Origin of the sequence: Spirosoma liriopis (assembly GCF_023196085.1) — a bacterium.
GTDB lineage: Bacteria > Bacteroidota > Bacteroidia > Cytophagales > Spirosomataceae > Spirosoma > Spirosoma oryzicola.
The window spans coordinates 855,958-882,727 of record NZ_JALPRF010000003.1 but is presented as its reverse complement, the minus strand read 5'-3'; the positions used below and the strand labels follow the sequence as shown (position 1 = coordinate 882,727).

Sequence of the window (26,770 nt, the reverse complement as noted above, 5' to 3'; positions counted from 1 at the left end):
ACTTAACCGCCAGTAAGCAGTACTGATCATCCTTATTTTCGGTCAGTTCATGTACCGTTTTCTGAGCTTGGGGGATAATTGCCTGTCAATCTCCCTATCAATACGTTTGCTTTGCAGCGCATTTTCCGATTTGGCGTCGGGTCAAACCGGATCGGTACATAGGTGAACGTCTATTCTTGATAGGTTATGATCATAAAGTACTTACTGAAACAGCGCCGTACAGACACGTTACAAGCGCTTTTTACTCTTTTACTTCTTAGTAGTTTTACTGCTTGCAAGAAAGAGCAGGAGAGTCAACCCGCCCCCCAGGTACCGTCAGTGAGTGTGGTGCACGTTGGCGGTAGAGACTATACAACGCGTACAATCGGCAAGCACACCTGGACAACAATCAATTATGACGGTCCCGGTGGGGTACCATACCGCCCAGGAAACGAAAAACCGGAATACGGCAGATACTATACGCTAGAAGAAGCCAGCGCTATTGCACTGCCTGCCGGATGGCGATTGCCTACGAGACAGGACTACACCGCACTCGCCGAAAGTCAGGGCGTGGTCTTTACGAAAAACCGGGCAACTGGTCAGGAGGCTATCAAAAAGATGACATCTACGGCCAATTGGCGAACGGTTCGCGGGACAAACACATCGGGTTTTGATGCACATCCTGCTGGTTATAGCTTCCGGAACGGCGAACCTATGGACGGCGATATCAGTGAATTCTGGACTGCCGATGGCAGTACGTTTAGCATTCAGGAGAGGGCCACAGGCGACGCGTATACAATCTTATTTTATGCAAGTGATAGCCCTGCTTATCGTTTTAACTTGCGGTTTGTGAAAGACAATTAATCGTGCCTGGTTGTCCTGGTCAATTTTACCACTTGTAGAACGGCACCAAACGTTTTGTCTGGCGTTTTGTCGCTTAAGTCGCCGGTAGATCAAGAATTTGATTTCTTTAATGTCATCAGTAATTAAGGTTACTAACTTAGTGGAAAGTATAGGCATTGCCTTACCGTACTTTAGGCAATCAAACGTTTACATACGTTACTTTATAGTAGCCTACGAAAAAAAAGTACTTAGCATAGCTTACGGATTTGATGCTAAGCGCCGTAAGCTACATTCGTCTAGATACAATTAGTTACTGAATACAAGAACTGAATTTTTCATAGTCTCTCGGGCAAACATGAAAATTGTTGTTGCAAGCAAAGGCGATCCCAACGATATAAAAACTTGGTCTGGAATACCGTACTACATTTACAAAGCACTTGAAAAGAAAGGTCACCGAGTCTATGGCGTAAATTTACTCGCTCCCTCGGAGCCCTGGTACTATACGCTCTACAAACGAATCTATTACAAGCTTTATAAAAAATGGCTCTGGGTGGAGATGGAGCCTTATTACCTAAAAAAGATCGCTGAGCAGTTTGACCGGGAAGTAAACGCAATTAATCCTGACCTGGTCATCCTGATTCACGGGCACTTTCTGGCCTACACGACTTTTAAGCAGAACACAGTGGTCGTCCATGATACCACCTTTGCCCAAATCATTGACTATTACGCTGATTTCACGGTACTCACTCCCCGCAGTATCAAGAATGGCAATGCGGTTTATCAGCGGGGACTCGATCGGGCTACCGCTGCCGTTTTTTCGTCGGACTGGGCTTCGCAGAGTGCGCTTTCCCATTACAGGGTGGACCCGTCGAAAATTCATACCATTCCGTTTGGGGCCAACTTGTCCCAAATCCCGCATACCGATCACGTTGAGCAATGGATCAATAATCGGCTCGACGCAAACACCTGCAACTTTTTGTTCCTGGGTATTGACTGGGAGCGAAAAGGAGGACCTGATGCACTGCGGTTTGTAATCGAATTGAATCGGTTGGGAATCAGGAGTTGCCTTGTTATCGTAGGATGTCAGCCCGATATTCCGGAAACGAGTCGGCAATACGTGAAACTGCTTGGATTCTTGCGGAAAAACGTTGACGACGAAGCGCAAAAGCTGGAAGCGTTGTTTGTAAGCGCTACGGCTCTGCTGCTTCCCTCATTGGCCGAGTGCTTTGGTTGTGTTTACTGTGAAGCCAATGCTTATGGATTGCCTGCACTGGGCCGTGATACCGGTGGCGTATCCGAAGCCATCAAAGAAGGGGTAAACGGGCTGTTGATGAAAACCGACGAAGCGCCCGAAGCATTTGCACAGCGCTGGGCACGGATCTGGTACAATAAAAAAGTGTATTCCCGTTTGGCCGAAAGCGCGCGCCGTGAGTTTGACGAACGACTTAATTACGACGTATTTATTAACAAACTCGTGTATATCGTTGGTGAGGAACAGGGCGAACCCGCGTTGCCAGCCTAAGCAGCGGCTGCTTGTAAAACAGGGGTGATTGCGGTGAAAAAGTTGCCGCAATCACCCCTTTACATTGCCGGATATACCCCTCTTTGAAGCCGTCGCCAGTATGTATTTTTGTCCAGTAAACCTTAACAAACAAATACTCATGGCAACGCAAATCTTTGTAAACCTGCCCGTTAACGATCTGGATAAGTCAATCGCGTTCTTCACCGAGCTCGGTTACACATTCAATCCGCAATTCACCGACGAGAAAGCAACCTGCATGATTATCAGCGAAAACATCTACGTGATGCTGGTTGTCAAATCATTCTTTAAAACGTTTACGCACCTGGACATTGCTGATGCCACCAGCGTTACGGAGTCAATCATTAGCCTTTCTGTCGAAAGCCGGGAGGCCGTCGATAATCTAGTAAATAAAGCTGTAGCCGCCGGGGCAACGACACCAAACGATCCCGTGGATCACGGCTTCATGTACGAGAGTGGATTTCAGGATCTGGATGGGCATCTGTGGTCGCTCTTCTACATGGACCCCAGTGCGATCAACCAGGAGCAGCCTACAGCAGAAACCAATGCTGCGTAGCGTTATTGGCGATAAAAGTCTTATTTAAGAGTTATGTGTTTGACATTGCGGTGTCGGTTTTAAGAAACCGACACCGCAAGTACTCTTTCCCAATCAATTCACGGATTAATAAGCTATATAGACGACAGACATCTTACAGCGTCGGAAGCAAAGCCCGAACGGCTGTTGGTGTGCAATAGCTATCAGGTAGGCGCTCTAGTTTAAAGCCAGCGAAGAAAACCGGTTTGTGCGGTGGGGTGTCGATTTGGCCAGCAATAGTTCGGCGGTGCGAAGCGTCTGAGCCAGCGTGTACACCACTTCTCGCTCATAGGCTTCTACTACGGCATCAACCGTGAAGCCACTGACCTGAAACGTCAGCATGGATCGATTCAACGGCAAGCCTTCCCGAAGAGTCGGCTTGAGGACAACAATAATCGACTGATTGTCCTTGTACAGATAAGCGTCGGCTACAAAAGCCAGTTTGGCAACAGCAGAAATTTCACAAGTTACGGTAGGCATAATAACTATCGGTTTTGTTCTGCTAATATATAACTTATAACTAAATTGGTAACATTAAGTTTGCAAATTTTTTATAAAAAATTCTATTAAAAAATAGATTCATGCTAATTCGGCTGAAATTGCAGTGAATGGTCCGTTTGAACTACAAGGTTGCTTCCGAAACAGCACCGATTGTTTTCTGATGATTTTCGCCCTGAATGACGCGCCTGCCGATCAACAGAGCCACTAACCCGCTAAGGGCACAGCCGCACATAACCCCAACCATCGGTATTGCCGTATGATTATGCAGGACGCTAACTAGTCCGGACACAACAGCTCCAAATGCCATACGAAAGCTTCCCATTAGCGCAGCCGCACTACCGGCGTGACGGCTGAACGGAGCCAGCGATAAGGCGGTCGAATTGGGCCCGGTCAACCCTTGCCCGCATAAAAACAGGAATAGCATGACAATCAGACCGTACTGACCAAACCACCCCGCCCAGGTACCTAAAACCATGAGCAGCCCTACGGCGCATTGGTAGAGCAAGGTTACGTAAATTATTTGTTCACTAGTGAAGCGTTTCAACAAGAATCGGTTCATTTGCGTTGGGGCAATCAACGCGACCGCAAGGGCCGAAAAAAGCCAGCCGTACTGCTGCTCACTCATCCTGTAGAGGTTTATAAACACATCGGGTGATCCGGAAATGTAAGCAAACGAGGCCGATGTTGCCGTGCCGCTTACCAGCGCATACGTCAGAAACTGAGGCTGCTTGAGGACCATAAAAAAGTTGCCCAAAACGGCGGCTGGCCGGAGCGATAAAGAGTCGTCCGGGGCTTTCCCGTTGGGCAGTGCAAAATGGACACCTACCAGAATAAACACGGTTATTACGGCAAGGATCAGGAAAATCGAATGCCAGCCCCACGCGACGGTTGTGTAACTGCCGACGGTTGGGGCAATCATGGGCGATACGGCCAGTACAAGCGTCAGCAGGGACATGACCTGAGCGATTTCGCTGATGGGAAACAGATCGCGCACCAGCGCCTGAGCCGCTACCAGTCCAACACAGCCGCCCAGGGCCTGAAGGAGCCGCATAAGAATAAGCGTTTCTATGGAGGTTGTCAACGCGCAGCCAATGGAAGCCACCAGATAAAGAAATAAGCCCGCGTACAAAGGCAACTTCCGGCCAAACCGGTCCAGCAGAGGACCGTAGATAAGCTGTCCGACAGCAATACCGACCAGATAAGCAGTTAACGACAACTGGACCTGAGCGATGGATGTATGAAGATCTTTGGCAATGGCCGGGAAGCCCGGCAGATACATATCAATCGAAAATGGACTGATTGTCGTAAGCGTACCTAAGATCAGAATAATAACAAAATGTTGTCGGCGAGTCATAAACGCTCAGAGGATGTACTTTCTTCTAGAGACGTTCGACGGTAAGGGATTGTTCCTGAACCCGGTTGTTTGTGCGTATTCGCTACGAGTGCGCAACTCAAACATCGTAAAGAGCGGTTGATCAATCATTCGGGCTATTTTAGGAATGACCGTAGCGAATTTTGTCGGCGTTGATGCTACTTTAGGTACTCTATTGTTCGCACAACCGCTATGAACATCAATGCTTATCTAAATCGACTTCTTTACGCAGGACCGGTCGATACAAGCCTGATTACGCTACGAAAACTGCATTACCATCACCTACTGACCATACCGCTCGAAAATTTGTCCATCCATTATGGAGAAGCGATTATACTGGAACCTGATGCGTTGTTTACGAAAATTGTCCAGCATAAGCGGGGTGGGTTTTGCTACGAACTAAATGGCTTGTTCTACGAATTACTGCGCGCCATCGGCTTTCAGGTTCGGCGTATATCGGGTCGCGTCTACGATCCGGAAAAAGGTTTCAACGCTGAATTTGATCATCTGGCAATAATCGCCCACGTTGACGGCATCGATTGGCTGGTCGATGTTGGATTCGGACGCCGGTTTCCGTTCTATCCCATGCCGCTACGACTGAACCTGATTCAATCGGATGCGAGCGGTCGGTATCTGCTTAAGGAATACGATGCGAACTACTTCGCTATCAATCAGCGGGATAGCACGGGCGAATGGATTCCAGCCTATCTGTTCACGCGTACGGCCCGCGAACTATCGGATTTTGCGTCAATGTGCCACTTTCATCAAACATCTGCCGATTCGTATTTCACGCAAAACAAGCTATGTACCATCGCCTTAACGCACGGGCGCGTCACACTGACAGATAGCGCGTTGAAAATCACGAGCAACAATCAACTGATCAATAAAGCCGTTCGGGATAAGCCGGAATTTGAGCACCTGCTTTATCAATACTTTGGCATTCAGATGGCTCAGCCCGATGTTCTAGTTTAGCAGGGGCTGAAATAGACCCCGCTAAACCATAACCCGTGAACGAACAGGCATTGCCTAATCGTCCCGGTCTGTTAGTTTTTTACTTGGCTTTCCAGCTATTATTGCTGGGGTCGGCATCCATAAAAATGCCGCCTTGCAGCGTTACTGCCTGTACTTTCTTCTTCGTGGTCAAATTAACGGTCGCTTGCTTTTGGTTTGCTTTCCACAGGTTGGGCGTTTGGTGAAACGTCTCCGTCGTGCCATCGGTGTAGGTCACAACAATATCGACAGGAGCCACGTAGCCGCCGATATTTTCGAGCGAAATGGTACACTTGTTCGCTGAAGGGATAACCTGCCGAATGCTGTAGTCGATGTAGTGATTGCTGAAAAACCAGTTGTTCCAGAACCAGTTCAGATCCTGCCCCGACGCGTCGTTAAAGCTATAAAACATGTCCCAGGGCGTAGGGTGTTTGCCGTGCCAGCGGTCCATGAAGTCGTGCAGCGCTTTTTTGAACACAGCATCACCCAGCAACTCTTTCAAGGCGAGATAACCAATGGCGGCTTTACCGTATTCGTTGTTACCCAACGCAGCACCACTCAGGATATTAGCGGGAGTAATGATCGGCAAATCCTGTTCAGCGGAGGGGTCTTTGCTCCAATAGGCTACGCGAAACTGTTGGAAGTTTCGGGTGGCTGTCTCGGTACCCAGATCCGCCTGACTAATCAGGTATTCAAGCGCCGTAACCCAGCCTTCGTCCATGAAACCGTAACGGGTTTCGTTGATGCCCATGTAAAACGGAAACCAGGTATGCGCAATTTCGTGCTCGGCGACAAAGCGGGAGAAATTCAGGTCGTCCGTGGTGGCATCGTTTACCATCATGGGATATTCCATGTCGGCAAAACCCTGAACAATCGTTGTTTTGGGGTACGGATAGGGAATACCCGGCCAGTTGTTCGAAAACCAGTCGAGTGAGTGCCGACCAAAATCGACCATCTGATGAAAATCCTTGGCCGTATCCAGAAAAGCCGCCTGCACGCTGGCCCGTCGCTTGGTGGATTTATCGACCACCACACTCGACGCGTCCCAAACGTAGTGATTACTGATGCACAGGGCGACATCGGGAACGTAACTCGCGCTCCACTTCCAGGAATTTACGGCCTGTGATTTCGTTACATTTCCCGCCGTCATTTCAGCCAATGTCGCGATGTGGACAACCGAATCGGTGCGCATGGATTCGTTCAGGCGCTTGGCGTAGGTCGGTTGCAACACCTCGTCGGTATTTAATAGATTGCCGGTGGCCCAAACGACGTAATTTTTGGGCACATTAACCGTAAGGCTGTAATCATTGAAGTCGTTGTAAAACTCCTGCGCTTCCGTAAAGTCGGTTCGATCCCAGCCGTTGTAGTCATCATACACGGCAACGCGTGGGTAGAAGTAAGCCAGAAAGAACGTGGTGGAATCGAGCGCGCCCTCGCGGTTGCTTTCCACCGATATGTCGTAATGCCAGTCAAGTGATAGTTTTACCGAATCGCGGGGCAACAGCGGTTTGGTCAAGCCAACCCGTTTGACCGTAGAGCTACCCGCATCCTGCCAAGTTTTCGACGTATTGTTTTCGGCGTATTTGTCGATGTGAATCCCCGATGTGAGGTAGTTGGCCGAAACGGCTGATTGTCGTATTGCTCCGGGCTGGTGGCTGTTCAGAAACAATTTGAAAACGAGCTGCCGTAACGTGTCGGGGCTGTTGTTGACATACGTAATTTCTTCCGTTCCCCGAATCGTGCGGTTAGGCGGTGCTGCCGTGATCGTAATGGCGTAACGGGCGGAATTTTGCCAGTATTTTTTGCCGGGCTTCCCATCCATCGACCGCGTTCCTTTCTGGTACGCTTGTTTGATGTTACGGGGCATGTACAACTGCTGAGACTGAGCAGCAAATGCCATACCGACCATAAAACAGGAAAATAAAATTAGTTTTCTCATAAATAGACACTGGATCACTGATCCGGCGGATGCTGATTGAATCGGCTAAACTATCGAAAATCGTGCACTAAGAATTCAAGCTTTACACAAACGGTCAGTAGCGTTTGAGGGATAGTCGTATGAAAGCGTACGCAAGCGCTTTGTACTACGCAAAACAAAAACGTCCCGACTGTCAGAACAGTCGGGACGTTAGTAGAGAACCAGTAGTGAGTATCGTTAAACCCCCAGCGGACCACCGAGCGTTACGTCAGCATCGGAACCGTGAAGCGGATGGCGACTCGCATGGTGACTTCCCGGATGCTGCTCTTCCTCTTCTCTAGCGCGCGAGTTGACAAAGGATTCGGCCAGTGCCGTTAGTTTATGATCCGTCGTTTTCTCTTCCTCCAGCGTCATAGATAACAATTCCGCCGACTGCGTAAAGTCAAGGACGTTGGCCAGTGTCAGCAGAGAACCGTAGATCGCAATCTCGTAATGCTCGATTTTCTGAGCGGCAATAATCAAAGCCGCATCGCGCGTAAGCGAACCTTCTTCGGTTTCTGTAACGACCAGCCGGGCATCACTAATTAGCCCGTTGATGGCATCCGATGACTGCTCTTCGGTCTGGATACCGATTATTCTGAATATTTCTTCCAAGCGATCAACCTGATTGGCGCTCTCGTCCTGATGTTGCAGGAAAGCCGAACGAACTTCGTTGGTTGTACTGGCCTCGGCCTGTTCACCCAGCGCATCAACGGCTCTTTTTTCGATGTAATAAACACGCTTCAACTCGCTGATGAACAAGTCGCGTAACCCTTCATCGGTTGACGAGTCGTTACCACTAAAAAAACTAGCTATTCTTTCTGTCAGCGAAGCCATACAAGGTGATTGAGTTAAGTGATAAACTGATTGCTTAAACCGATCTTTTTATGAATTGTTCGCGTGATGCCCTACCGCATGCTGACCCCTTCGCGCAGGATTTGTACCCAACCTTTCAAGACCTGCGCCGGCGCAGCACGGTCCAGCACCGCATACCGCACACTCACCTGATAGTAGTACAGCCCGCTCGGCAGGTCCGTACCGTCACTCGACTTACCAGGCCAAGCTAGGCTTGCGCTGCTGCCTTCGTAGACCTTGCTGCCATTCCGATTGTAAACCACCAGGGCTACGCTCTCCACAAAACGAGGGCAACTCAAGGCCGCGAACACATCATTCTTGCCGTCGCCGTTGGGCGTGAATACGTTGGGCAACACAAACAACGGACACGCATCATTGCACACCCGGTTCGAGGGTAAACTCTCCACCCCCGAGCGGCTCACCGCCGTCACGTAGTAACAACCCGCTACGGTACTCAAGCTGCTGTGCTCGAAGCTAGTCGTTGGGGCGGGGATGCTCACTAACTCGGCGGGGGTGTCCTGCTCATAGCGACCGTAGTAGAGCTTGTAGCCTACTACATTTGGATCACAGGTGGGGCCGCTAGTGGGTGTCCAGCGCAGCTTGTTGGTAAAGCTGGTTTGGTTGCACAGGCTTTCGGGGCTTAGACTGGCGCAGTTCAGGCTATCCAGCCCCAGCCGGGGAGGGCAGGGCCGGGTCGTGTCGGTGGGCGTGGCGCAGAGAATCTGGCTGTAGTTCTCCAAGGGAGTCCGCACGGCCACCGCGAGCCGTGCATCGGTGTAGGTCCCCCGGGTCATCACCCGGTAGCAGTAGCTGCTGTCGGCGGATAGTACCCGGCTCGTATTACCATCCACTACGATGTTGTCCGTACCTGTATCTACATAGGTGTAACTAGCCGTTCCGCTGACACGTACCTCATCAATCTTGTTGAAAGGGCCGTTAGGGCCTGACCGACTCCGGTACACATCATGCACCTGATTGTCATTGCTCCAGGGCACACTTGCCTGCCAGCTCAAGGTGACCTGACGCTGAGCCGGAGCCGCCGACAGCCGCACACTCGAAGCGCCCTCGGTCACATCCAGCCGCGTCAACCCACCGCCCGCAGCCGTGTAGTAGAACTCCACCCGGTAGCGGTAGGCGTTGGCCGTCGTGTTTAGGGCGCTCGTCGAGCTGCCTTTGTCCACGTAGACCGTGTCAGCCAGCCCCGCTTGCAGATTGGTGTTGATGGTGGCTACGGTCACAAAGTCAGTACCCGTCAGGCCAGTGGCCCGCTGCAAGCGGTACTGGTAAGGAGCGCCCAGATCACCCGGTTGCAGGCCCAGCGGGCGGGTCCAGCGGACGGTGATTTGGCCCCGTTGGGTGTCGGTGCTGTCGACGGTGACCTGAGTCATGACCGGTGCCAGCAGGGGTAGTTCCAGACAGGCTTCGGTGGAGACCACGCTAAAGCCACCGTTGTTGCCGATGCCGGGGTTGCGGGCCACGATGCGGTAGGAGTAGCTCACTCCCCGACGCAAGGCACTGGTGTCAATGTAGCTGGTAGCCGTATAAGGAACCCGGGTTATCTCCTGGTAGCCGTAGCTAGGGTCTAAACCGGTGGTACAGCTCTGGGATTGAATAGGCGTACAACCTTCTTTGCGGTAGATGATGAGCTGGGTCGTGTCGTTACCTGCGCCGAGTGTTGTCACGCGTCCGCAGCTGTAGGCACTCCAGTTGAGCTGGATGGCTCGTCCGGCAGTGGTGGCGGTAGGTCGGGCGGTGAGGTTTTTGACCGAGGGAGCGTAGAGCCGGATGCGCAGAGTGGCGAAGGAGACCAGCGAAACAGCCCCGCGTCCGGGCACGTCGTTGACTTTGAGGGTAATGTCGTAGGGCTCGGCTCGGGCCTGATTGCAGTTGGTTTGCCAGTTGAAGGTTACCGTAGCGGGTTGGGCCTGGGCTACTCCTCCGTTGATCAGGCGGGCAAACTCGGGCGGAATACGCAGATCTGGGGGCAGCGGTAAGCCATCGTTGTTGACGTTCAGCGGCCCTCCGAATCCTCGGATGATAACCCGTTGGCCGTCGGGGTCGGTGGCCGTGATGGCTTGCTGAATCAAAGTGCCGGCTTCTACGCAGATCTCCGCTCCCACAATCAGGGGTCGTTTGTTGGGCTGATCGACAACCGTAAGCTGCATGTCCCGAATAATCTCCCCGATCTTCACGCCGTTGCGCCACTCTTCGATGATAAAGGCAAAGTTGAACTGACCCGCTTGGCCGGGGGCATCCCAGCACAAATCGCCCGTTCGGGGGTCAATACTAAAGGTAGCCGGTGAACTACCATCCTCCTTGGCGTTACTGAATTGAGTTGGGTCCAGGTAAGAAGGAATGATCTGACTTCGACAGCCCGAAACGGTAGCCTGCGGCCTATAGAGTCGATACGCTAAACTGTCGCCATCGGCGTCAAAAGCAGCCGGATTGTGGCAGAACTTCTGACCAACACGCGCCGAATCCAGTGGTGGATTGAGCATCACCGGCGTCGAATTGACCTGCAAGGCTGCGTTAATCAGAATGGTGGTCGACACGTAAAAAGAAAGTTGATCGGAGCTGGCAGCGGGCGGGAGGTTCAAGGTTCCTACGTTTCGGTTAATCAGGTAGCTACCTATAACGTACGTCCCCGGCCCCGCGTAGGTGTGAATAACGGTATAGGAGTTTACGGAGGATGTGTTGCCGTTGATGTACACGCGTCCTGAGCGAGGAACCGACAGGCTTGTACCGTCGCCAAAGCAGATCGGCGCTTCCGTGGCCGCAGTGGCCGCATCCCGACCTTTAGGGCTTTCGTCATAATAGGCCGTTAAGGTAATAAGGTAGGTCAAGGACGGACCGGGAAGGCGTCGGGTAGTAATTTCGCCAGCCCGCACGTGGGTAGCCTGGCTGACAGTTGGCCGCAGAAGTGCCAGCAGGCACAGTGCAAATAGCCCAATGTTGTAAACAAGACGCATAGAGTTATCGCATTTCAAGTACAACGCATTGGGCGGAGAAACGTATATATCTTTCTAAGATCGATTTAATCCGGTTGATTCGTATAAAGGCCAATGAATGGAGCTCCAAGTTGGAGATATTACGGCTTAAAAGGTAGATCTGTTTATTGGTATGCTCCTGTTTATCAGTGTGTTATTGTTGTGTGAATAACGTTCGCCGATTCGGAGTAGCAGAGTAGTCTACCGTTTAAGCAATAAATAGAACCTTTGCCGAAACGTAGCCGAGCCGGGTAGCCCGCACCGTATCGCAAAGATTCTATCTACCGGTCTGAGGAAATGGCGCTACTCTTTTCGGCGCAGGAAAATATTGTTACTGATCGATTCGAGGTGTACATCCGCACCCCCTCCATTGGTGGTTCCTTCGAGCAGGTAGCCTACCATCGGGTGTTTTTGCTTTTTGTTTTTGAAATCAATATTCAGATTGGAATAAACTTCTCCCGTGATGGTCTTTACTTCCAGATTAGCCCCCTGGCCTTTAGGCCAGTTCATATCCACGTAACCACTGATAGTTTTGGCAAAGACGGCCGCTGTAGCTCCCTCGATATCAATGTTACCGCTGATGGTTTCCACTTTTAGCCGGGCTTTGCGGGGTAGAAAAACCTGATAATTGATGTCACTGCACAGGTAGTGACTCTGGCCGTTGCGATCGCTGCGCCAGGTCGATGTTGCGCCGGGACAATCTTCGGCCTTGCCTTGTTTGATCAGCTCCTTGTCGAAGTCGGTCTTGACCGTAACCTCCTGTTCGGTACTGCCTGTGGTTACTAGCAGGGCGTCATTGAGTCGGCCGCCATTAACGGTTACCGCTATACGGATAGACACCTCTGATTTGTCCCAATACCGGATGCGAATGCTGTCACCAAACTTTAAATTAAGATTTACCCATTGGTCATTCGCTACGGAGAGCCTCTTTTCAATGATTTTCTGCGCAAAAGCAGAACTGACCAATAGGCTAAACAGGAATAGATACGACAGATTTTTCATAGTAGGAAAGGGTGAAGAAGTCGTTATTTTTGCTTGCGGATGTAGATGTTGCTGTTGATCGTCTTGAGTTGCATCTCAACACCACCACCGTTTGTTGTTCCTTCGATGATCTGGCCTCCACCAACCTTCGACATCCCGTCCTTTGTGCTTTTGACACCCAGATCGAAGTCGGTATACATCTCGCCACTAATGGATCGAAGTTGCAGATTCGCTTTCGAGTTAGCCGGTAAGGTGATGTCGATCGGGCCGTTGACGGTGGAAAGGGCTGACGGTTTCTCCTGACTCAGGGCGGAGAAGGTGATGTTGATCGGTCCGTTCGTGGTGTTGGCTACGACCGGGCCCGTTACATTGGTCAGGTCGATTTGAGCATTGTTGGTTTTTACTTCTAAGTCGCCATCCATGTTGCTGATGCTGATGGCAGAGCCCTGCCAGTTCGATTGCTCGTACAGCACGGCTACTTTACGGGGTAATCGAATCGTGTATTTTATCGACCTCCGGCTTGCTTTCTCAATTTTGAGTCCACCGTTTTCCTGCGTTACCGCCAGGCCAATGCCGGAATTGTCAACGGCGCTGTTGTAGAGCGGTTTGAGTCCTTTAGCTCGTTCGGGGGGGGCTTCGTAGCCGGAGGTAGCCTGAATCAGCACCTCGTCGCTGTTGTGCCCTTCGATTTTAATGTCGCTGGCCGACATTTCGATGATCACTTTGCGGTCTTTGGCATTCGCTAGCTTTGTTTTGTATTCTTGAGCCTGGGCAGCGGTTATGCACCATGCGATACTGGTACTCAGTAGGAGTAACTTTTTCATGATTCGGATTAAATGGATTTGAATTAAGTGGTCAATGGTTGTTTTACGGCTACGACGCAGCGTGCGCCCAATCGGGTACCTGTTACTAGCCATTGTCGAATGGTTTTTGCCCTAAAACCTACGAAGGCGAATGGCCGGTTTGATTCAGACGGTTAATGCTCTCGGCGGCTTTCGTGCGTACAATGTCCAGTACATGCTGATTTTGCGCCAATCGCTGCATTTCATTCACGGCCCGTTTCTCTTTGATCGCCACCAGGGCGTCGATGAGGGTTAGTTGTACGTTCGGATCATTCTGAATCTTGAGCGACTGGATGAGGGCTTCGCGGACGCCCGGCTCGTTTTCGAAGCGGATCAACGCCTGACAGGCCGCGAGTCGCACGTTTACGTTGGCATCAAAATTCAGGGTGTTAATGAGCAGTTGCGTAATGTCGCGATCCACCTGCGCTAGCTCATAACTTTGGTTAACAGCCTGAATTCGTTCGCTGGCCGATGTGCTGGGTGTCTGACCGAACGCCAGTACTTTTTTGATGTCGCGGGCTGGTGCCTCGTCGGTGCTTTCCCCATAGGCCGCTTCGGTGCCTGCCCGGTCCCACAACCGTCGGTCGTAAAGCCGACCGCTGGCAAAACCAACCAGTAGTAAGGTTACGCCGGCGGCTATTCGCATTGTCCAGCTTGTCAGACTCCGCACGCGACCCAGGGGGGGCGTATCCAGCTTTGCTGCCAGTTGGGTTGTGCTGGCGGCTGAGGGCTGTTGCTTCTGGGCTCCGGCGAAGTAGCGAAACTGGGCCGTATGGCTTCGTAGGTGTTCAGGAACGTTTTCCTGCTGGAAGAACTGCCGCAACTGGTTTTCTTCCACCACCGTCGTTTCTCCTTCGTAATATTTTTTCAGTAAGGCTTCAATGTCCAGCTTCATACGCATTGGCTTTTAAATAATTGTCCCGCAGACGTTGGCGGGCTCTCGACAAAATGACGCGGATGTTGTTGACCGTAAGGCCAGTAACCTGTTCGATTTCTTCGAACGAATACTCTTCAACATCCCGCAGATGGAGAATGAACTTCTGCTGCTCGGGCAGTTCGTCGATTAGCCGTCTAAGCAACGTGGCGCTATCGGTTAGCTCCGTCTGCCGATAGGGTGATATTCCCTCGGCCTGTACCGTCAGTAAGCTTGAATCGTCCGTCATCTTCTGTCTAGCCGGTGACTTTAGCCTGTCCAGGCACAGATTTTTGGTCATCTGTACCGCCAGGGCTTCGACACTCTGGTACGTATCCAGCTGTTGTCGGTTCGACCAAAGCCGCAGGAGCACGTCCTGCATAGCGTCTTCGGCTTCTTCGCGGTTGCGGAGAAACATACTCGCTAGTCGAAAAAGTCGTCCCTGAACGGGCAGTATCCGCTGCTTAAAGGCTTGTAAGTCCATTTCAGAAACAAAGACGAGCGAGTTCGTAAAACATTACAGCGATTGGCATTATTTTTTCGACGTAGCTATTTTTCGATGGGAAAAGAACACTATTTTCGGTTTATAAACTTTAGGTATACCTTCGCTTCGATCTCCTCTTTTTTGACAACTAACCGGTTAAGCTTTACTTCTTTACTATCGTCTTAGTAGTCTCTTTTATGAAATGTATCGTCTGCTTGGCGTTTCTGGTAGTCAATCTACTGTTGCGTCCGTCTGTGTCTGCTCAGTCCGTCAACGTAGCGATCAACGTCGACGCGGCAACGGCGGGGTATCGCGTTAATGAGGATTTTGTCGGATTCAGCATGGAGCAATACACCTTATCTACGGGACGGTGGGGTGTATTGGGCAGTTTCTGGAAAGGAGGGACGAACGGCAACAACCGACTAAAGAATTTACTGGCCAACATCAGCAATCGGTCCGTGATCCGGCTGGGTGGTTTTACCGCTGATGATCGGATGGTCTGGCAGAACACGACTCGGGGAAGCAGCACAAACGTTCGGGCTACCTATCAGGACGACACCGACAAATTCTTTACGTTTTTGTCGGAGATTGGCTGGAAAGGCATCTACACCATCAATCTGCCAAATAACACGCCCGCCAACGCCGTGTCGGAAGCTACGTATATCATGAATAAATACAGCGCTCAGCTGCATAGCATTAGCCTGGGTAACGAGCCGTATCTGTACGCTGGCGTATTCAGAAGTACCGCTTACACGCCCGATAGCTGCCTGATCAAGGATTACCTGCCCATGTACGATGCCATCAAAGCGGCCAATTCGGCGATACCCATCAGCGGTCTGGATTGCGGAGCCCGAAAATACTACGGGGCGATGAACCAGCGCTGGAACGACGTGTACACATCGTACCTAAACAATTCGGGGAGTAACCGACCTTTAGCCGCCCTCAATGTGCATAGCTACGGACTGGGTAACAACGCTACGACCTTGTCGCGGGATGCCGCAGCCGATACGCTTTTAAATTTTAACAACGCACCGCTTACGTTCAAAGCCAGCCTGTTGCCATACGTGACGCAACTGGCTCAGACCAAGAAAGTGTCGTTGCGGTTTTCGGAAACGAGCAGTGCCGCAACGGGTACGGCTGATACCACGAACGTATCGCACACGTACGTGTCGGCGCTGTGGGCTTTGAATTATCTGTACGAACTGGCGGCTAGTGGCGTCAGTGGTGTGAATTTTCACTCCTCGGGTTCCAGCGTTTACTCGGCCATCGACTGGGGAGCGAGCAGTACGGTGGCGTCGTACCGGGTAGCGCCTATCTACTATGGTCTGCTCGCGTTCGTAGACGGCGCAAAAAATGGGCGGTTGTTAACGGTCACGCCAACGACATCTGCCAGAAATCCACGAGCCAGCTATTTCGCTACTTCGTCCGACGACGGGAAAACGATAAAAATCACGTTGCTGAATAAAGACGTTACCAACACGATAAACGCGGGCATAACGATACCGGGTGTGTCGATCCGTACGGCAAGCTACCAGACGCTTTTGTCGCAGGCCGGTCGGTACGGGTACGCGGCCGATACGTATTACGCCAGCGCTCAGGTAGCCACCAGTGGCTTGTTCACGAAAGGAACCCCTACCGCACTGACGTTACCGAATTCATCCAGCCTTGCTATTACGGTTGCGCCGATGAGTGCCGTTGTCATTACCCTCGAAACCAGTTCTCGCACGATGTACACGGTTAAACCCGGCAGTTGGAACGACCCGTCGATCTGGTCGGGTAATCGGGTGCCGAACAGCAGCGATATTCTCCAGGTGAACCATACCGTGACCGTTCCGGCTAATACGAACGTGTATGCGTTGCGGATTATTTATTCCGCCAGTAATCAGCTGCAACTCGGTTCGAACGCCAAACTGCTGCTGGCTTTGTAAGGCTGAACGCGTCAGTTTTCATTACGTTAGCGGATAGGGAGTTCGTGCATCGTAGCCAGATGACTGGCTAACTCCGGCTTATTCGCAATCTGAGCCTTGATGTAATCGAGGGTTTCGGCAGGTAGTTGCGGAGTTCGACTGATGATGTCAATGCCTTCGGGCGTAAACAGCGTTTTCGAGAACTGAATAACCGCCCATTGTCCATTGGGATCTTGCAGGACAACGCTCCACCGGCTCCGTAGTAGACTTAAAACGCCTTTGCCCCGCCAGACGAAGGCCGATGCGTTTTTCGGATCGGGATAGTCAAAGCCGGTCAGCGTCTTGGTCTTTCCTTTTTTCTGGTACGTTACTTCGTCCAGCAAAACGTTGGTATTCCCGTTCTTGGTTGTTAGCGAATACGTGAACGTAGGGTTGATCTTGTCGCCCTTCAGCCACATTGGAAAGTTCGTACTGCAAATAAACCAGGTGCCAACCAGGGCGTGTATAATCGGTTTCATCGCCTAAGGCTTGGTTATAGCTTAAGTTTGATGCGTAGTTTGCCCAGGAGGGCCGTGATGCCCACAACCACTAACGCAAACAGTACACTTTTCAGCAAGCCGATAACGCCGACCGTGAGGCTTTGGGGCAACGAAATACCGGACAAATCAGCGACGCTGTAATACACGTACGGAATCAGATAGCAGGTCAGTGTGCTGGTTCCGGCGGGTCGGATCAGGTCAAACCAGTTCGCCTTTCCCCGCAAATCGACCAGCCAGTAAACGACCGCGTAAACCAGGAACGCAATGCCGCAGCAAAGAAATACCCAGGTTGGCGTTGCCTGAATTTTTGAGATGATAAAAAATTGCCGCGCAACGAAACCAGCCAGCAGAAGCAAGACGCCAATACCGGCAAAGAAGGTAGGCAGACGGTGGGCTTGTTCGGTTCGGTAAAGATGGGTCAGGAGTGTCGTGGCGAGAATGCCCGCGAAGGCGAACGAGTCAAACGCGCCGTTGCCCAGAATCCAGTCGCGGGGACCGTCGGGCCAAAGTGCGTGTAGCCAACCGGCATGACCTGCTATGCAAACCATCGTAAAGAACAGCCACAGACCGGCCAACAACAACGGCTGTTTGTGAGTGAACAGATACAAGATGGCGCAGGTCAGGTACGTCCAGCCGATCAGCCCCAAGATACCCCACCACTGCGCTGTCATCACCACGAGCTTGTCATCAGGGCCGCCCCGAAACACCACTGCCAGGTAAATGAGCAGGACAACGCCCAGTAGTTGTAGGCCCGTGAAAACGGCTTTGGTGGTTCCTTCGCGTTTAGGATACTGGTTCCAGATCAAGAAGAAACCCAGCACCATCAGAATTTGAAACCATTCGGCGCTTATGCCCGTTGCCCGCGCGTTCAGATCCGGTACGTTGACCGTAAACACGCCCATCACCAGTAGGGCAACCGACCGGATGACGATGTGCTGCACGATCTTTGCGTACGAATCGCCCTTGCTGAGCCGCTGCCGGATGGCGAACGGAATCGACATGCCCACGATGAACAGGAAACACGGAAAAACCGTGTCGGCAAAACCCAGGAAATCCTGATCGGAGCGGGCGTGTTCGAGCCAGACCGGAATACCAGATAAGGTCCAGAGGTCGTTCACAAAAATCATTGTCAGCATGGTCAGTGCCCGGAACACGTCGATGGAAAACACGCGTTTGAGCGACAGGTCTACCGCGCTAAGCTTTGGTTGAGAGGTTATCATAGCCAATGGACGTTAGTTCGCTTCGCCGAGTCGATTTATTTCGCCGTAAAGCGCTTTGAAGCAGTTTGTTTGCGTGTTTTCGCCCGAGTCAGGATTCGTCTTCACCCCATAAAATTCGTCCAGAAACTGCCCGGCTCCTGACCAGATCGTTTGCATCATGCCCTGAAGCCGTTCTTTCATCTGGGGGGTTACCGACTTTCTAAATTTGACCATGTCCTGCGTTTGGGTAACGGCAAAAGCCGGTTTGCGCCAGGGGCAGGTGATCACGCTAAGTCCTTTGGTCGCGAAATAAACGGCGGTCTGATCGGGCCGTTCGTAGTGCCAGTCGCAGATCATCACATCGGTGGGAATCAGGTCGATGGCGCGGTGCGTGTTGTTCATGCTGGCTTCCCACATGCCGATGCCCGTCGTTTTCCCGTCGAGAAGCCGGTCGCCCCAAATCCAAAGCTTCCGGTTTTTCTGTGCGAGGTGATTCCGAATTTCGCCCACTTCTCCGGCAAACAATTCAGCTTTGTCGCGACCCGAACAGCGCGGACATTTATCGTCGCCGATGTAAAACACTTCGTCCATCCCCGCGTGGAAAGCGTCGGCTTCAAACACATCGCAGATTTCGTCTACCAGTTCAAAAACAACCTTGTGTACGCCCGGATGCAGCGGGCAGTAGCTCTTGCAATACAAACCGTCTGGATTGGGCCACACGTATTTTTCGGGCATTTTGACGTGCGGGGTTTCGTCAAATTCGGGGTAAACGCGGAGCAGATTGTGGGTTGTGCTGGCCCAGGATTGGTGACCGAGCAGGTTGATCTGCGGAATCAGGCGGATGTTGTTTTTCTGGCAGGCTTTCACCAGCTTCTTTACGTCTCGTTTCGACAAGGCGACGCTGTCACGGAGTTCGGGATGGCTGTCGAACTGGTAATTGAAATCGATTCGCAGGATAAGCGTATTGACCTGACGCGGAGCAAGCTCTTCGTTGATAAATTTAAGGAATGTATCCAGTTGCTTAGGCTGCGGAGCGGCAATGCAGAAGCCACGAACGGGCAGCAAGCTATCCAGTTTTGTTTGCGCCCAGGACGTCTGATAAATCAGGCCGAAAAGAAGTGCCAGTAAACGTATCGAAAATCGGGTCATGAGGAAGGTTGTTGTAACGTACTCTTTAGAAAGAGAATCAGCAGGCGATTCTATTCAACGTTCAGGAGAAAAACCCAGCGGCTTGTCATTTACCGGGCTATTTCGATTTTATACTTCTTTCCCTTCATTTTCTCCTGACTGATCTTCTCCAGTAAATCCTCAACCTTGTCACGCTTGACGGCCACAAAGGACATAAAATCTTTGACCTCGATCAGCCCAAGATCGCCTTTGTCGAGCTGGCCTTTTTGCGAGAAGAAACCGACAATATCGACCTTGTTGAGCTTGTTTTTCTTGCCACCACTGACGTACAGCGTCACAAAGTCCGCTGGCTTCGGTAACGCTGGTTTTCCGGTTGGGAGCACTAACTCATCCAGGGACGGGGGCAGATAAGCGGGTATTTCTTCGTTCGGCGATAAAATAATATACGCCGTTCCGCTGGCGTGCATTCGGGCCGTTCGGCCATTTCGGTGCGTAAATTCCGCTTCGTGCAGGGGCAACTGGTAATGGATGACGTGTTTCATCTCGGGAATGTCCAGACCCCGCGCTGCCAGATCCGTGGTGACCAGATAGCGCACGCTGCCGTTTCGGAACTGAATCAAGGCTCGTTCGCGGTCGGCCTGCTCCATACCACCGTGGTAGACGAGTGATTGAATACCGCGTTCGGCCAACTGGTCGCTGGTTTGGTCGGCGGTTTCGCGCAGGTTGCAGAAAATCAGGGCTCCTTCCGAATTCAACGAACCAAGCAGCCGAAACAACGTGTCGAACTTATCCGCTGACTGAGCGTAAACAACGTGCGTCGTCAAGCCCGTTTGCTCTACATGCTCGGGGGTAAACGTCAGCGTGGTTGGTTTGTAAAGCCGGACAAAATCGGGAATGCTGATGGTGGAGGTAGCCGAAACCAGCACCCGCTTCCGCAGATTGCGCAGACCGCCGATAATAAACGCCATTTCGTCGTGGAAGCCCATTACCAGCGACTTGTCGAACTCATCCAGCACCAGCGTGTGAATTCCCTCCAGCGAGAACGTCCGGCGCGTAATGTGATCGGCAATTCGACCGGGTGTTCCGATCAGCAAGGCGGGGGGATTGCTTAAATTTTTGATTTCGGTTTCGACCGGATGACCGCCGTAGCACACGTTGACTTTGTAGCCCGTCGCCATCTTTTTCCAGACCTGTTCAATTTGCAGGGCCAGTTCTCGCGAGGGGGAAAGAATCAAACACTGCACCTGGGGCTGGTCGGGGCTGAGCAACTGAAGAATGGGTAGCAGAAAACCAAGCGTTTTTCCCGAACCGGTGGGCGCGATCAGAAACGTGTCGTTGTCGGCGAGAATCGCGTTCTGTGCCGCTTCCTGCATGGGGTTCAGCGTCGTGATGCCCAGCCGGGCCAGTATATCGGTTTGTTGTTCGGGAGTAATCATGCCGTAAAAGTAGTTCAAAATGCGGGGGCTACTAAAGATAAGCCCTACCTTCGTCCTTTGGTATACTGATACGACTATGACTTTCGACGCGCTGAATCTAAACAAACCGCTCCTGAACGCACTCAACGACCTTGGCTACACCACGCCGACACTTATTCAGGAACGGGTGTTTCCGGTGGTAATGTCAGGGCAGGATGTCTGTGGTATTGCCCAGACGGGAACGGGTAAAACGTTTGCGTATCTGTTGCCGAGTCTTCGACAGTATCAGTTTTCGAAAGAGCATCAGGTGCAAATCCTTATCATCGTTCCGACGCGGGAATTGGTGGTTCAGGTCGTTGACTCCATAAAGCAGTTGTCGACGTATCTGAACCTGATGGTCGTGGGCGTCTACGGCGGAGTCAATCTGAAAACGCAACTGGCCGAGGTGCAACAGGGGGCCGATATACTGGTGGCAACACCCGGTCGGCTGGTTGATTTTCTGACCAACGGTGCGTTGAAAATGAAATCGCTCAAGAAACTGGTGATCGATGAAGTCGATGAAATGCTGAACCTGGGGTTTCGGGCGCAGCTGAATGTCATTCTGGATCTGCTGCCACCCAAACGGCAAAACCTACTTTTTTCGGCCACGATGACGGACGAAGTCGAGCAACTCATCGGTAAATACTTTGCTAATCCGGTGCGGGTCGAAGCGGCTCCCGTCGGTACGCCACTGGAAAACATCGAGCAGAAAGGCTACGAAGTGCCTAACTTCTACACAAAGGTCAATCTGTTGAAGCTGCTCCTGGAGCAAAATCCAGCCATGACCAAAGTGCTGGTGTTTACCGCTACCAAACAACTCGCCGACGATCTGTACGACCAGCTTTCGGATGATTACCTAGACCAAATCGGCATTATCCATTCCAATAAATCGCAGAACGCCCGCTTCAACGCCGTCGATCAGTTCAAGGCCGGTACGTACCGGATCTTGATCGCTACGGATCTGGTTGCGCGTGGTATCGACGTGGCCGACGTATCGCACGTGATCAACTTCGATGCGCCGGATGCTCCCGAAAATTACATTCACCGCATTGGTCGAACGGGCCGGGCCGATAAAAAAGGTATTGCCATTACGTTCATCACCGAAGCGGATCAAGCGCCCATCGCGCCCATCGAAGCCCTGATGAAATACCAGATCCCGCGCGAACCGCTGCCCGAACAACTCATTATATCTACCGAACTGACGGAAGCCGAACAGCCGAAAGTTCACATGAAGATCGTTGAGGTCAAAGCGCCCAAGCGGGAGGATGTCGGCCCGGCTTTCCATGAGAAACTGGCGAAAAACCAGAAAGTAAACGTTCGCCGGGATTACGAAGCCGAGAAGCGTTTGAAATACGGTCGACCCATCAAGCGGAGCGGTAAGAAATAACCGTCGCTGGGCTCCCTCATAGTCATCACAAGCTACAATTTACATGCCTTTTTCGTCGCTGGGTTTATCGCCGTCGCTGCTGAAAGCGATCACGGCTCAAGAATACACAAAACCGTTCCCCATTCAGGAGACGGCCATCCCGGCCATTCTGGAGGGAAAAGATATTTTAGGAATTGCCAAAACAGGTTCGGGTAAAACGGCCAGTTTTGTCTTGCCCATTCTCGAACAGTTCATGCGTCGGCAACTGCCAAAAAACGACGAGGTGAAAGTGCTCGTGCTGGTGCCAACCCGCGAACTGGCCGTGCAGGTAGCGGAGGTTTTTCAAACGTTTAGCGCTAAACTGCCCCGGCCCGTGAAGACGTTGGCGGTGTACGGTGGGGTATCCATCAATCCGCAAATGATTGCCGTACGGGATGCTGAAATTGTTGTCGCTACGCCCGGTCGGTTGCTGGAGTTGATTTCTACGAATGCGGTTCGTTTATCGGCGGTACGCATTCTAGTCCTCGATGAAGCGGATAAAATGCTTGAACTGGGTTTTGCTGATGAGGTAAATCAGCTCATTGATCAGGTGCCGACCCGCCGACAGACGATTCTTTTTTCGGCTACGTTGGGCGACGCGATTGATACTATTCAGAAAAATCTGCTGCGCAATCCGACTAAAATTGAAGCGGTAGACGAGGAGCAAAACCTGGATTTGATCAAACAAATTGCTTACCGGGTTGACCCCGAGCGGAAAGGACCGCTGGTGCGCTACCTGATCAAGACGGGCGCGATGAAGCAAGTGCTCATCTTCGTTTCCTCGACCCGAACCGCCGATAACCTCGTCGTAAAGTTGAACAAAAACGGCATCCGGGCGGCTGCTATCCATAGCGGTAAAAGTCAGGGTGCCCGTACCGAAGCGTTAACGACGTTCAAAGCCGGTCGGCTCACGGTGCTGGTTGCTACGGATTTGATTTCCAGAGGAATTGATATTCAGTTGCTGCCGCATGTGATCAATTTCGAACTGCCCCGCTCGCCCAAAGATTACATTCACCGCATCGGTCGAACGGGCCGGGCCGAAGCCGAGGGGGAAGCCATTTCGCTCATTACACCCGATGACGAACATCACTTCAAAATCATTCAGAAAAAGATGGGCAAGCGCGTCGAACTAGTCGATACGGCTGAGTGGAATGTAGCGGTATATTGACCGCCTGAGGGCGTGGATTAAACCAATTTGCTCTATGTATGTCTTAGAGTAAAATGAAACAAGTGAATAGTAAGGTCGGTTGTTTCTAGTTGAAGTAATTAACCTATGAACGCACAAAAATCCACTGCTATGAAAACGATTCATCATAAGATTGGTCTGCTGTTTTTATTAGTAACCCTGTTGGGGCACACTAGCCAGGCGCAAAGTCGCTCCGGATGGGGACCCCAGACGACGGGAGCCGTAGTAGGAACAGGTGTTGGAGCTGTAGCCGGTGCTGTCATTAACAAACGCAATCCAGCAGTTGGGGGCGTGGTTGGTGGGGTATTAGGTGGCGCTTCGGGTTACGCCATTGGTAAGCAAAAAAAGAAGCGCTGGAGTCCGCAGGCGAAAGGTACGGCCATTGGGGCGGGTGTCGGTGGTGCTGCCGGTGCCATCATCAACCGGCGTAACCGAGTCGTCGGTGGCCTTATTGGGGGAGTAGCGGGTGGAGCCGCTGGTTACGCTATCGGGAAGCACGTTGACAATAAGCGCAAAAAAGAAGCCGCTGCCCGCGCTGCTGCCGAACAGGAAGCACTGGCCCGTGCCGAAGCTGAGCGTGAAGCCGCTGCCCGCGTTGCCAATACTGCCAATAACGACCTGGCCCCCTATGTGCCCACGGCTCGTACTCGATCGGCGGTAGCGGCCACCGCGACACCAGCGGTTCAGCCTCAGGCTTTGTACAATCCCAAAACAGCGCCAGTATCCTACATCTTACGGGAAGGCTTTCTGCCCAACGAATCCTACGGTGATCCATCTACGCCGTACGGTGAATCTGAATATCGGCGCAAAAGCTGGTAAGTAGTTTGTTTAAACACCATTTGTTTTACTGGACTTTGCCCCGTTCGTGTCATACGCTGTTAGCGTAGCGGACACGAACGGGAGGCAATTGTCACACTCACTAAAGTCATGAAAACACTTTCTTGGATTCTAATCGTTAGTAGCCTCCTCACCGCTTGTTCACGGTCAAATGATCTGGCAACGGTTCAGGATCTCAATCGGCAGTTTATTGACGCCTGGAATAACAAAAGTTCGGACAAAATTACGGGCTTTCTAGCCGAAGATGTGGATTTTGTCCAGGGAGGCACTCACTTCAAGGGTAAATCGGAAGTATCCAGAAAATGGGTCAACGAAACACTGCCAACGCTGGCCGACTTGAAAACCAACGTCGTCAGTTCCGGTATAGATAGCCAAATAGCCTACGAAGCCGGTACGTTTTCGGTCGATGTATTGCCCGCCAGTCCCGATCTACCACATGGCATCGGCGAAGGGAATTTTATCCTGCTCTGGAAAAAAGGGGAAGATGGTGCCTGGAAGCTAAGCTACGCTCAACTCGAAGATTTGCCCGTACAGGTAAAACGCTGATTGATAGCGAGTTGTATAAAATATTTTTATATTTTTTTGTCCTGGCTCCGGCCACCCGGCCCGAGGAACGACCGGGCCGGGTGGCCGGAGCCAGGACAAAAAATACCCGCTTCAGTTCGCCAAAATAAAATTTAGACAGTTAAGTTAAAGTACTACAGAAGCTATCTCCATTTAAACAAAACGTCGCATCCACACCGTCAGCTACTAAACTAGCCTGCTGGTGTGGATGCGACGTTTATTCGGTGAACTGTAATCGCTCGCTTACTTCGCTTTGGGGGCCGACGCTGCTTTCTTCGGACTCATCGAAGCGCCTTTGTAGGCAATCTTGAACAGCGTTCCGTTCATATCGTCAGTGACGTACAGCGACCCGTCCGGCCCTTGCGCTAACCCACACGGACGATGCTGAACAGGACCGGTCGGTTTCACCAGATCCGTGCCGGCGAAATTATCGGCGAAGATTTCCCAATTGCCGGAAGGTTTGCCATTTTTGAACGGTACGAACGCAACCAGATAGCCTTTGTGCAACTCCGCCGACTGGCTATGGAACGCAATAAACGCACCGTTCCGGTATTTGGCGGGAAAAGCGGTTCCGGTGTAGAATAGCAAGCCATTCGGACCCATATGGGCCGGGAAAGCCACGGCTGGATCGATGGTTTTTTCGCCACCCGTTTTTTTGCCATCACCGCCGTATTCGGGAGCCAGAATTTTCTTTTTCTGAATCTGATCGTAGTAGACATACGGCCAGCCCGCGTCGTCGCCCTTGTGTACTTCGTACATCGTTTCGGCGGGTAGTTCGGCGCTTTGCTTGGCCGTGTAATACTGCGGGTAAAAATCGTGGAACTGACCACGGCCGTGCTGCATAACAAACAACGAGTTGCTAACCGGATTCCAGTCCAGACCGACCACGTTTTTCAGTCCTCGGGCATACCGAACACCATCGGCGTAGGTTTGATTCGGCTTGTTGGCTTTGAACTGCCAGATGGCCGCAGCCGAGTCGAGGATAGGGCAGGGCATCATTCCTTTTCCCGTCCCGGCTTCCCGGCAGGCATCGTTATCCGACGCTACATTGACGTAAATGTTATCCTGGTTATCAACCGCAATGGATTTTGACTGGTCCCGCTCTTTAACAATCAGTCCTGACACCAGTTTTTCGGGTTGATCCGGATTGATTACTTCGCCGTTTTCATCCAGTTTATAGCGAAAAACGCTTGAATTTGAGGAAGTGTACAGGTAGCCGTTTTTGAGGTAAATCCCCGTACCCGGATAATCGCCGAAGCCAACGCGCTCATCGATGACGCCATCTTTGTCGGTATCACGAAGGCGATAAATGCCTTTGCCATCCTTCAATTTGGCCAGTTTCACGTAAATGTCGCCGGTTTTACTGATGGCGATGTGCCGGGCTGAGCCCAGGTCTTCGGCGACGATACTGGCAGAAAAGCCGGTCGGTACTTTTAGCTCCGATGCGACAATGGTTTTTGTGACATGACGAGATGATCGAGTTGGCGGGGTAGGCGTAGCGCCTGTACGCATACCCGTGGTTAACGCGGCCAGGAGGAAGGCAACCGCGAAGGAAGGTTTGTTCATACGAAAAGTAAACCTGAACGAAAAAAATAATTAGTTGAAGTAGTAAGCGGTTTTCGTCCCAAAAATACTAATCAATCGTACACGCAACCGTCAAAAAGGGCGATCTGACTTGTTTTTTGACGGATCAGCGGTCTATTTCTACTTCGCTTTTCGACCTACGGTATGAA

The 26,770-nt window shown here is 51.6% G+C and carries 23 protein-coding genes; 9 read left to right on the top strand and 14 right to left on the bottom strand.

Going from position 1 to position 26,770, the window contains the following annotated elements:
* The first annotated feature begins 186 nt into the window (after window positions 1-186).
* The 3 genes from M0L20_RS20620 (at window position 187) to M0L20_RS20610 (ending at window position 2,918) form a co-directional block, all read left to right on the top strand.
* Window positions 187-843 carry an FISUMP domain-containing protein gene (locus M0L20_RS20620; RefSeq protein WP_248478835.1) on the top strand — a complete coding sequence of 219 codons (657 nt, stop codon included), beginning with the start codon at window positions 187-189 and terminating at the stop codon, window positions 841-843.
* A 334-nt stretch (window positions 844-1,177) separates the two neighbouring features.
* Entirely contained in the window at window positions 1,178-2,344 is a 1,167-nt protein-coding gene (locus tag M0L20_RS20615; RefSeq protein ID WP_248478834.1) for a glycosyltransferase family 4 protein, read from the top strand.
* Window positions 2,345-2,483: 139 nt separating this feature from the next.
* Window positions 2,484-2,918: a VOC family protein gene (locus tag M0L20_RS20610; protein WP_248478833.1), complete on the top strand. Its 435-nt coding sequence runs from the start codon at window positions 2,484-2,486 to the stop codon at window positions 2,916-2,918.
* 195 nt (window positions 2,919-3,113) lie between these two features.
* On the opposite strand, the gene M0L20_RS20605 is transcribed toward M0L20_RS20610, so the two are convergent.
* Window positions 3,114-3,416: a hypothetical protein gene (locus tag M0L20_RS20605; protein WP_232558481.1), complete on the bottom strand. Its 303-nt coding sequence runs from the start codon at window positions 3,414-3,416 to the stop codon at window positions 3,114-3,116.
* A gap of 142 nt (window positions 3,417-3,558) precedes the next feature.
* On the bottom strand, window positions 3,559-4,791 hold the full coding sequence (locus M0L20_RS20600) for a multidrug effflux MFS transporter (RefSeq protein WP_248478832.1): 1,233 nt from the start codon (window positions 4,789-4,791) through the stop codon (window positions 3,559-3,561).
* A gap of 210 nt (window positions 4,792-5,001) precedes the next feature.
* Here M0L20_RS20600 and M0L20_RS20595 point away from each other — a divergent pair, with 210 nt between their 5' ends.
* The gene (locus M0L20_RS20595; RefSeq protein WP_248478831.1) at window positions 5,002-5,781 is read left to right on the top strand and encodes an arylamine N-acetyltransferase family protein; all 780 of its coding nucleotides are present in this window, start codon (window positions 5,002-5,004) and stop codon (window positions 5,779-5,781) included.
* A gap of 79 nt (window positions 5,782-5,860) precedes the next feature.
* Here the strand turns inward: M0L20_RS20595 and M0L20_RS20590 are convergent, their stop codons facing one another.
* From M0L20_RS20590 to M0L20_RS20560, 7 genes are all read right to left on the bottom strand, one after another.
* Entirely contained in the window at window positions 5,861-7,738 is a 1,878-nt protein-coding gene (locus M0L20_RS20590; RefSeq protein ID WP_248478830.1) for a M1 family metallopeptidase, read from the bottom strand.
* A gap of 216 nt (window positions 7,739-7,954) precedes the next feature.
* Window positions 7,955-8,593, bottom strand: coding sequence for a YciE/YciF ferroxidase family protein (locus tag M0L20_RS20585; protein WP_232558477.1), 639 nt, complete (start codon window positions 8,591-8,593; stop codon window positions 7,955-7,957).
* A 71-nt stretch (window positions 8,594-8,664) separates the two neighbouring features.
* Window positions 8,665-11,580: a T9SS type B sorting domain-containing protein gene (locus tag M0L20_RS20580; RefSeq protein WP_248478828.1), complete on the bottom strand. Its 2,916-nt coding sequence runs from the start codon at window positions 11,578-11,580 to the stop codon at window positions 8,665-8,667.
* 321 nt (window positions 11,581-11,901) lie between these two features.
* Window positions 11,902-12,600: a DUF4097 family beta strand repeat-containing protein gene (locus M0L20_RS20575; protein WP_248478826.1), complete on the bottom strand. Its 699-nt coding sequence runs from the start codon at window positions 12,598-12,600 to the stop codon at window positions 11,902-11,904.
* Between the two features lie 23 nt (window positions 12,601-12,623).
* Window positions 12,624-13,403 carry a DUF4097 family beta strand repeat-containing protein gene (locus M0L20_RS20570; RefSeq protein WP_248478825.1) on the bottom strand — a complete coding sequence of 260 codons (780 nt, stop codon included), beginning with the start codon at window positions 13,401-13,403 and terminating at the stop codon, window positions 12,624-12,626.
* 118 nt (window positions 13,404-13,521) lie between these two features.
* The gene (locus tag M0L20_RS20565; RefSeq protein WP_248478824.1) at window positions 13,522-14,316 is read right to left on the bottom strand and encodes a HEAT repeat domain-containing protein; all 795 of its coding nucleotides are present in this window, start codon (window positions 14,314-14,316) and stop codon (window positions 13,522-13,524) included.
* Window positions 14,300-14,818 carry a GFO_1088 family ECF-type sigma factor gene (locus M0L20_RS20560; RefSeq protein ID WP_248478822.1) on the bottom strand — a complete coding sequence of 173 codons (519 nt, stop codon included), beginning with the start codon at window positions 14,816-14,818 and terminating at the stop codon, window positions 14,300-14,302. Before M0L20_RS20560 ends, M0L20_RS20565 begins: the two co-directional genes overlap by 17 nt.
* Before the next feature lie 197 nt (window positions 14,819-15,015).
* On the opposite strand from M0L20_RS20560, the gene M0L20_RS20555 reads away from it, so the two are divergent.
* Window positions 15,016-16,746 carry a hypothetical protein gene (locus tag M0L20_RS20555; RefSeq protein WP_248478821.1) on the top strand — a complete coding sequence of 577 codons (1,731 nt, stop codon included), beginning with the start codon at window positions 15,016-15,018 and terminating at the stop codon, window positions 16,744-16,746.
* A 26-nt stretch (window positions 16,747-16,772) separates the two neighbouring features.
* Here the strand turns inward: M0L20_RS20555 and M0L20_RS20550 are convergent, their stop codons facing one another.
* From M0L20_RS20550 to M0L20_RS20535, 4 genes are all read right to left on the bottom strand, one after another.
* Complete coding sequence (locus tag M0L20_RS20550; protein WP_248478820.1) at window positions 16,773-17,243, bottom strand: lipocalin/fatty acid-binding family protein; 471 nt, start codon at window positions 17,241-17,243, stop codon at window positions 16,773-16,775.
* Between the two features lie 14 nt (window positions 17,244-17,257).
* Window positions 17,258-18,484 carry a DUF5009 domain-containing protein gene (locus M0L20_RS20545; RefSeq protein ID WP_248478819.1) on the bottom strand — a complete coding sequence of 409 codons (1,227 nt, stop codon included), beginning with the start codon at window positions 18,482-18,484 and terminating at the stop codon, window positions 17,258-17,260.
* 12 nt (window positions 18,485-18,496) lie between these two features.
* Entirely contained in the window at window positions 18,497-19,612 is a 1,116-nt protein-coding gene (locus M0L20_RS20540; RefSeq protein ID WP_248478818.1) for a family 20 glycosylhydrolase, read from the bottom strand.
* Between the two features lie 89 nt (window positions 19,613-19,701).
* The gene (locus tag M0L20_RS20535) at window positions 19,702-21,027 is read right to left on the bottom strand and encodes a DEAD/DEAH box helicase (protein WP_248478817.1); all 1,326 of its coding nucleotides are present in this window, start codon (window positions 21,025-21,027) and stop codon (window positions 19,702-19,704) included.
* 76 nt (window positions 21,028-21,103) lie between these two features.
* Between M0L20_RS20535 and M0L20_RS20530 the strand changes: the two genes are divergently transcribed.
* The 4 genes from M0L20_RS20530 (at window position 21,104) to M0L20_RS20515 (ending at window position 25,019) form a co-directional block, all read left to right on the top strand.
* Window positions 21,104-22,432: a DEAD/DEAH box helicase gene (locus M0L20_RS20530; RefSeq protein WP_248478816.1), complete on the top strand. Its 1,329-nt coding sequence runs from the start codon at window positions 21,104-21,106 to the stop codon at window positions 22,430-22,432.
* Between the two features lie 43 nt (window positions 22,433-22,475).
* A complete protein-coding gene (locus M0L20_RS20525) occupies window positions 22,476-23,618 on the top strand; it encodes a DEAD/DEAH box helicase (protein ID WP_248478815.1) in 1,143 nt (380 codons plus the stop codon).
* A 129-nt stretch (window positions 23,619-23,747) separates the two neighbouring features.
* On the top strand, window positions 23,748-24,455 hold the full coding sequence (locus M0L20_RS20520) for a YMGG-like glycine zipper-containing protein (protein WP_232558464.1): 708 nt from the start codon (window positions 23,748-23,750) through the stop codon (window positions 24,453-24,455).
* 108 nt (window positions 24,456-24,563) lie between these two features.
* The gene (locus M0L20_RS20515) at window positions 24,564-25,019 is read left to right on the top strand and encodes a YybH family protein (RefSeq protein ID WP_232558463.1); all 456 of its coding nucleotides are present in this window, start codon (window positions 24,564-24,566) and stop codon (window positions 25,017-25,019) included.
* A 261-nt stretch (window positions 25,020-25,280) separates the two neighbouring features.
* Here M0L20_RS20515 and M0L20_RS20510 read toward each other — a convergent pair whose 3' ends face one another.
* Window positions 25,281-26,603 carry a PQQ-dependent sugar dehydrogenase gene (locus tag M0L20_RS20510; protein WP_248478813.1) on the bottom strand — a complete coding sequence of 441 codons (1,323 nt, stop codon included), beginning with the start codon at window positions 26,601-26,603 and terminating at the stop codon, window positions 25,281-25,283.
* Between the last annotated feature and the right edge of the window lie 167 nt (window positions 26,604-26,770).

Excerpts from the sequence above, each read along its gene's own strand:
- M0L20_RS20525 (WP_248478815.1), top strand. The coding sequence starts at position 22,476 with ATGCCTTTTTCGTCGCTGGGTTTATCGCCGTCGCTGCTGAAAGCGATC.
- M0L20_RS20530 (WP_248478816.1), top strand. The coding sequence starts at position 21,104 with ATGACTTTCGACGCGCTGAATCTAAACAAACCGCTCCTGAACGCACTC.
- M0L20_RS20600 (WP_248478832.1), bottom strand. The coding sequence starts at position 4,791 with ATGACTCGCCGACAACATTTTGTTATTATTCTGATCTTAGGTACGCTT.
- M0L20_RS20580 (WP_248478828.1), bottom strand. The coding sequence starts at position 11,580 with ATGCGTCTTGTTTACAACATTGGGCTATTTGCACTGTGCCTGCTGGCA.
- M0L20_RS20590 (WP_248478830.1), bottom strand. The coding sequence starts at position 7,738 with ATGAGAAAACTAATTTTATTTTCCTGTTTTATGGTCGGTATGGCATTT.
- M0L20_RS20545 (WP_248478819.1), bottom strand. The coding sequence starts at position 18,484 with ATGATAACCTCTCAACCAAAGCTTAGCGCGGTAGACCTGTCGCTCAAA.
- M0L20_RS20605 (WP_232558481.1), bottom strand. The coding sequence starts at position 3,416 with ATGCCTACCGTAACTTGTGAAATTTCTGCTGTTGCCAAACTGGCTTTT.
- M0L20_RS20565 (WP_248478824.1), bottom strand. The coding sequence starts at position 14,316 with ATGAAGCTGGACATTGAAGCCTTACTGAAAAAATATTACGAAGGAGAA.
- M0L20_RS20515 (WP_232558463.1), top strand. The coding sequence starts at position 24,564 with ATGAAAACACTTTCTTGGATTCTAATCGTTAGTAGCCTCCTCACCGCT.
- M0L20_RS20620 (WP_248478835.1), top strand. The coding sequence starts at position 187 with ATGATCATAAAGTACTTACTGAAACAGCGCCGTACAGACACGTTACAA.
- M0L20_RS20585 (WP_232558477.1), bottom strand. The coding sequence starts at position 8,593 with ATGGCTTCGCTGACAGAAAGAATAGCTAGTTTTTTTAGTGGTAACGAC.
- M0L20_RS20610 (WP_248478833.1), top strand. The coding sequence starts at position 2,484 with ATGGCAACGCAAATCTTTGTAAACCTGCCCGTTAACGATCTGGATAAG.
- M0L20_RS20540 (WP_248478818.1), bottom strand. The coding sequence starts at position 19,612 with ATGACCCGATTTTCGATACGTTTACTGGCACTTCTTTTCGGCCTGATT.
- M0L20_RS20560 (WP_248478822.1), bottom strand. The coding sequence starts at position 14,818 with ATGGACTTACAAGCCTTTAAGCAGCGGATACTGCCCGTTCAGGGACGA.
- M0L20_RS20510 (WP_248478813.1), bottom strand. The coding sequence starts at position 26,603 with ATGAACAAACCTTCCTTCGCGGTTGCCTTCCTCCTGGCCGCGTTAACC.
- M0L20_RS20550 (WP_248478820.1), bottom strand. The coding sequence starts at position 17,243 with ATGAAACCGATTATACACGCCCTGGTTGGCACCTGGTTTATTTGCAGT.
- M0L20_RS20570 (WP_248478825.1), bottom strand. The coding sequence starts at position 13,403 with ATGAAAAAGTTACTCCTACTGAGTACCAGTATCGCATGGTGCATAACC.
- M0L20_RS20555 (WP_248478821.1), top strand. The coding sequence starts at position 15,016 with ATGAAATGTATCGTCTGCTTGGCGTTTCTGGTAGTCAATCTACTGTTG.
- M0L20_RS20535 (WP_248478817.1), bottom strand. The coding sequence starts at position 21,027 with ATGATTACTCCCGAACAACAAACCGATATACTGGCCCGGCTGGGCATC.
- M0L20_RS20575 (WP_248478826.1), bottom strand. The coding sequence starts at position 12,600 with ATGAAAAATCTGTCGTATCTATTCCTGTTTAGCCTATTGGTCAGTTCT.
- M0L20_RS20615 (WP_248478834.1), top strand. The coding sequence starts at position 1,178 with ATGAAAATTGTTGTTGCAAGCAAAGGCGATCCCAACGATATAAAAACT.
- M0L20_RS20520 (WP_232558464.1), top strand. The coding sequence starts at position 23,748 with ATGAAAACGATTCATCATAAGATTGGTCTGCTGTTTTTATTAGTAACC.
- M0L20_RS20595 (WP_248478831.1), top strand. The coding sequence starts at position 5,002 with ATGAACATCAATGCTTATCTAAATCGACTTCTTTACGCAGGACCGGTC.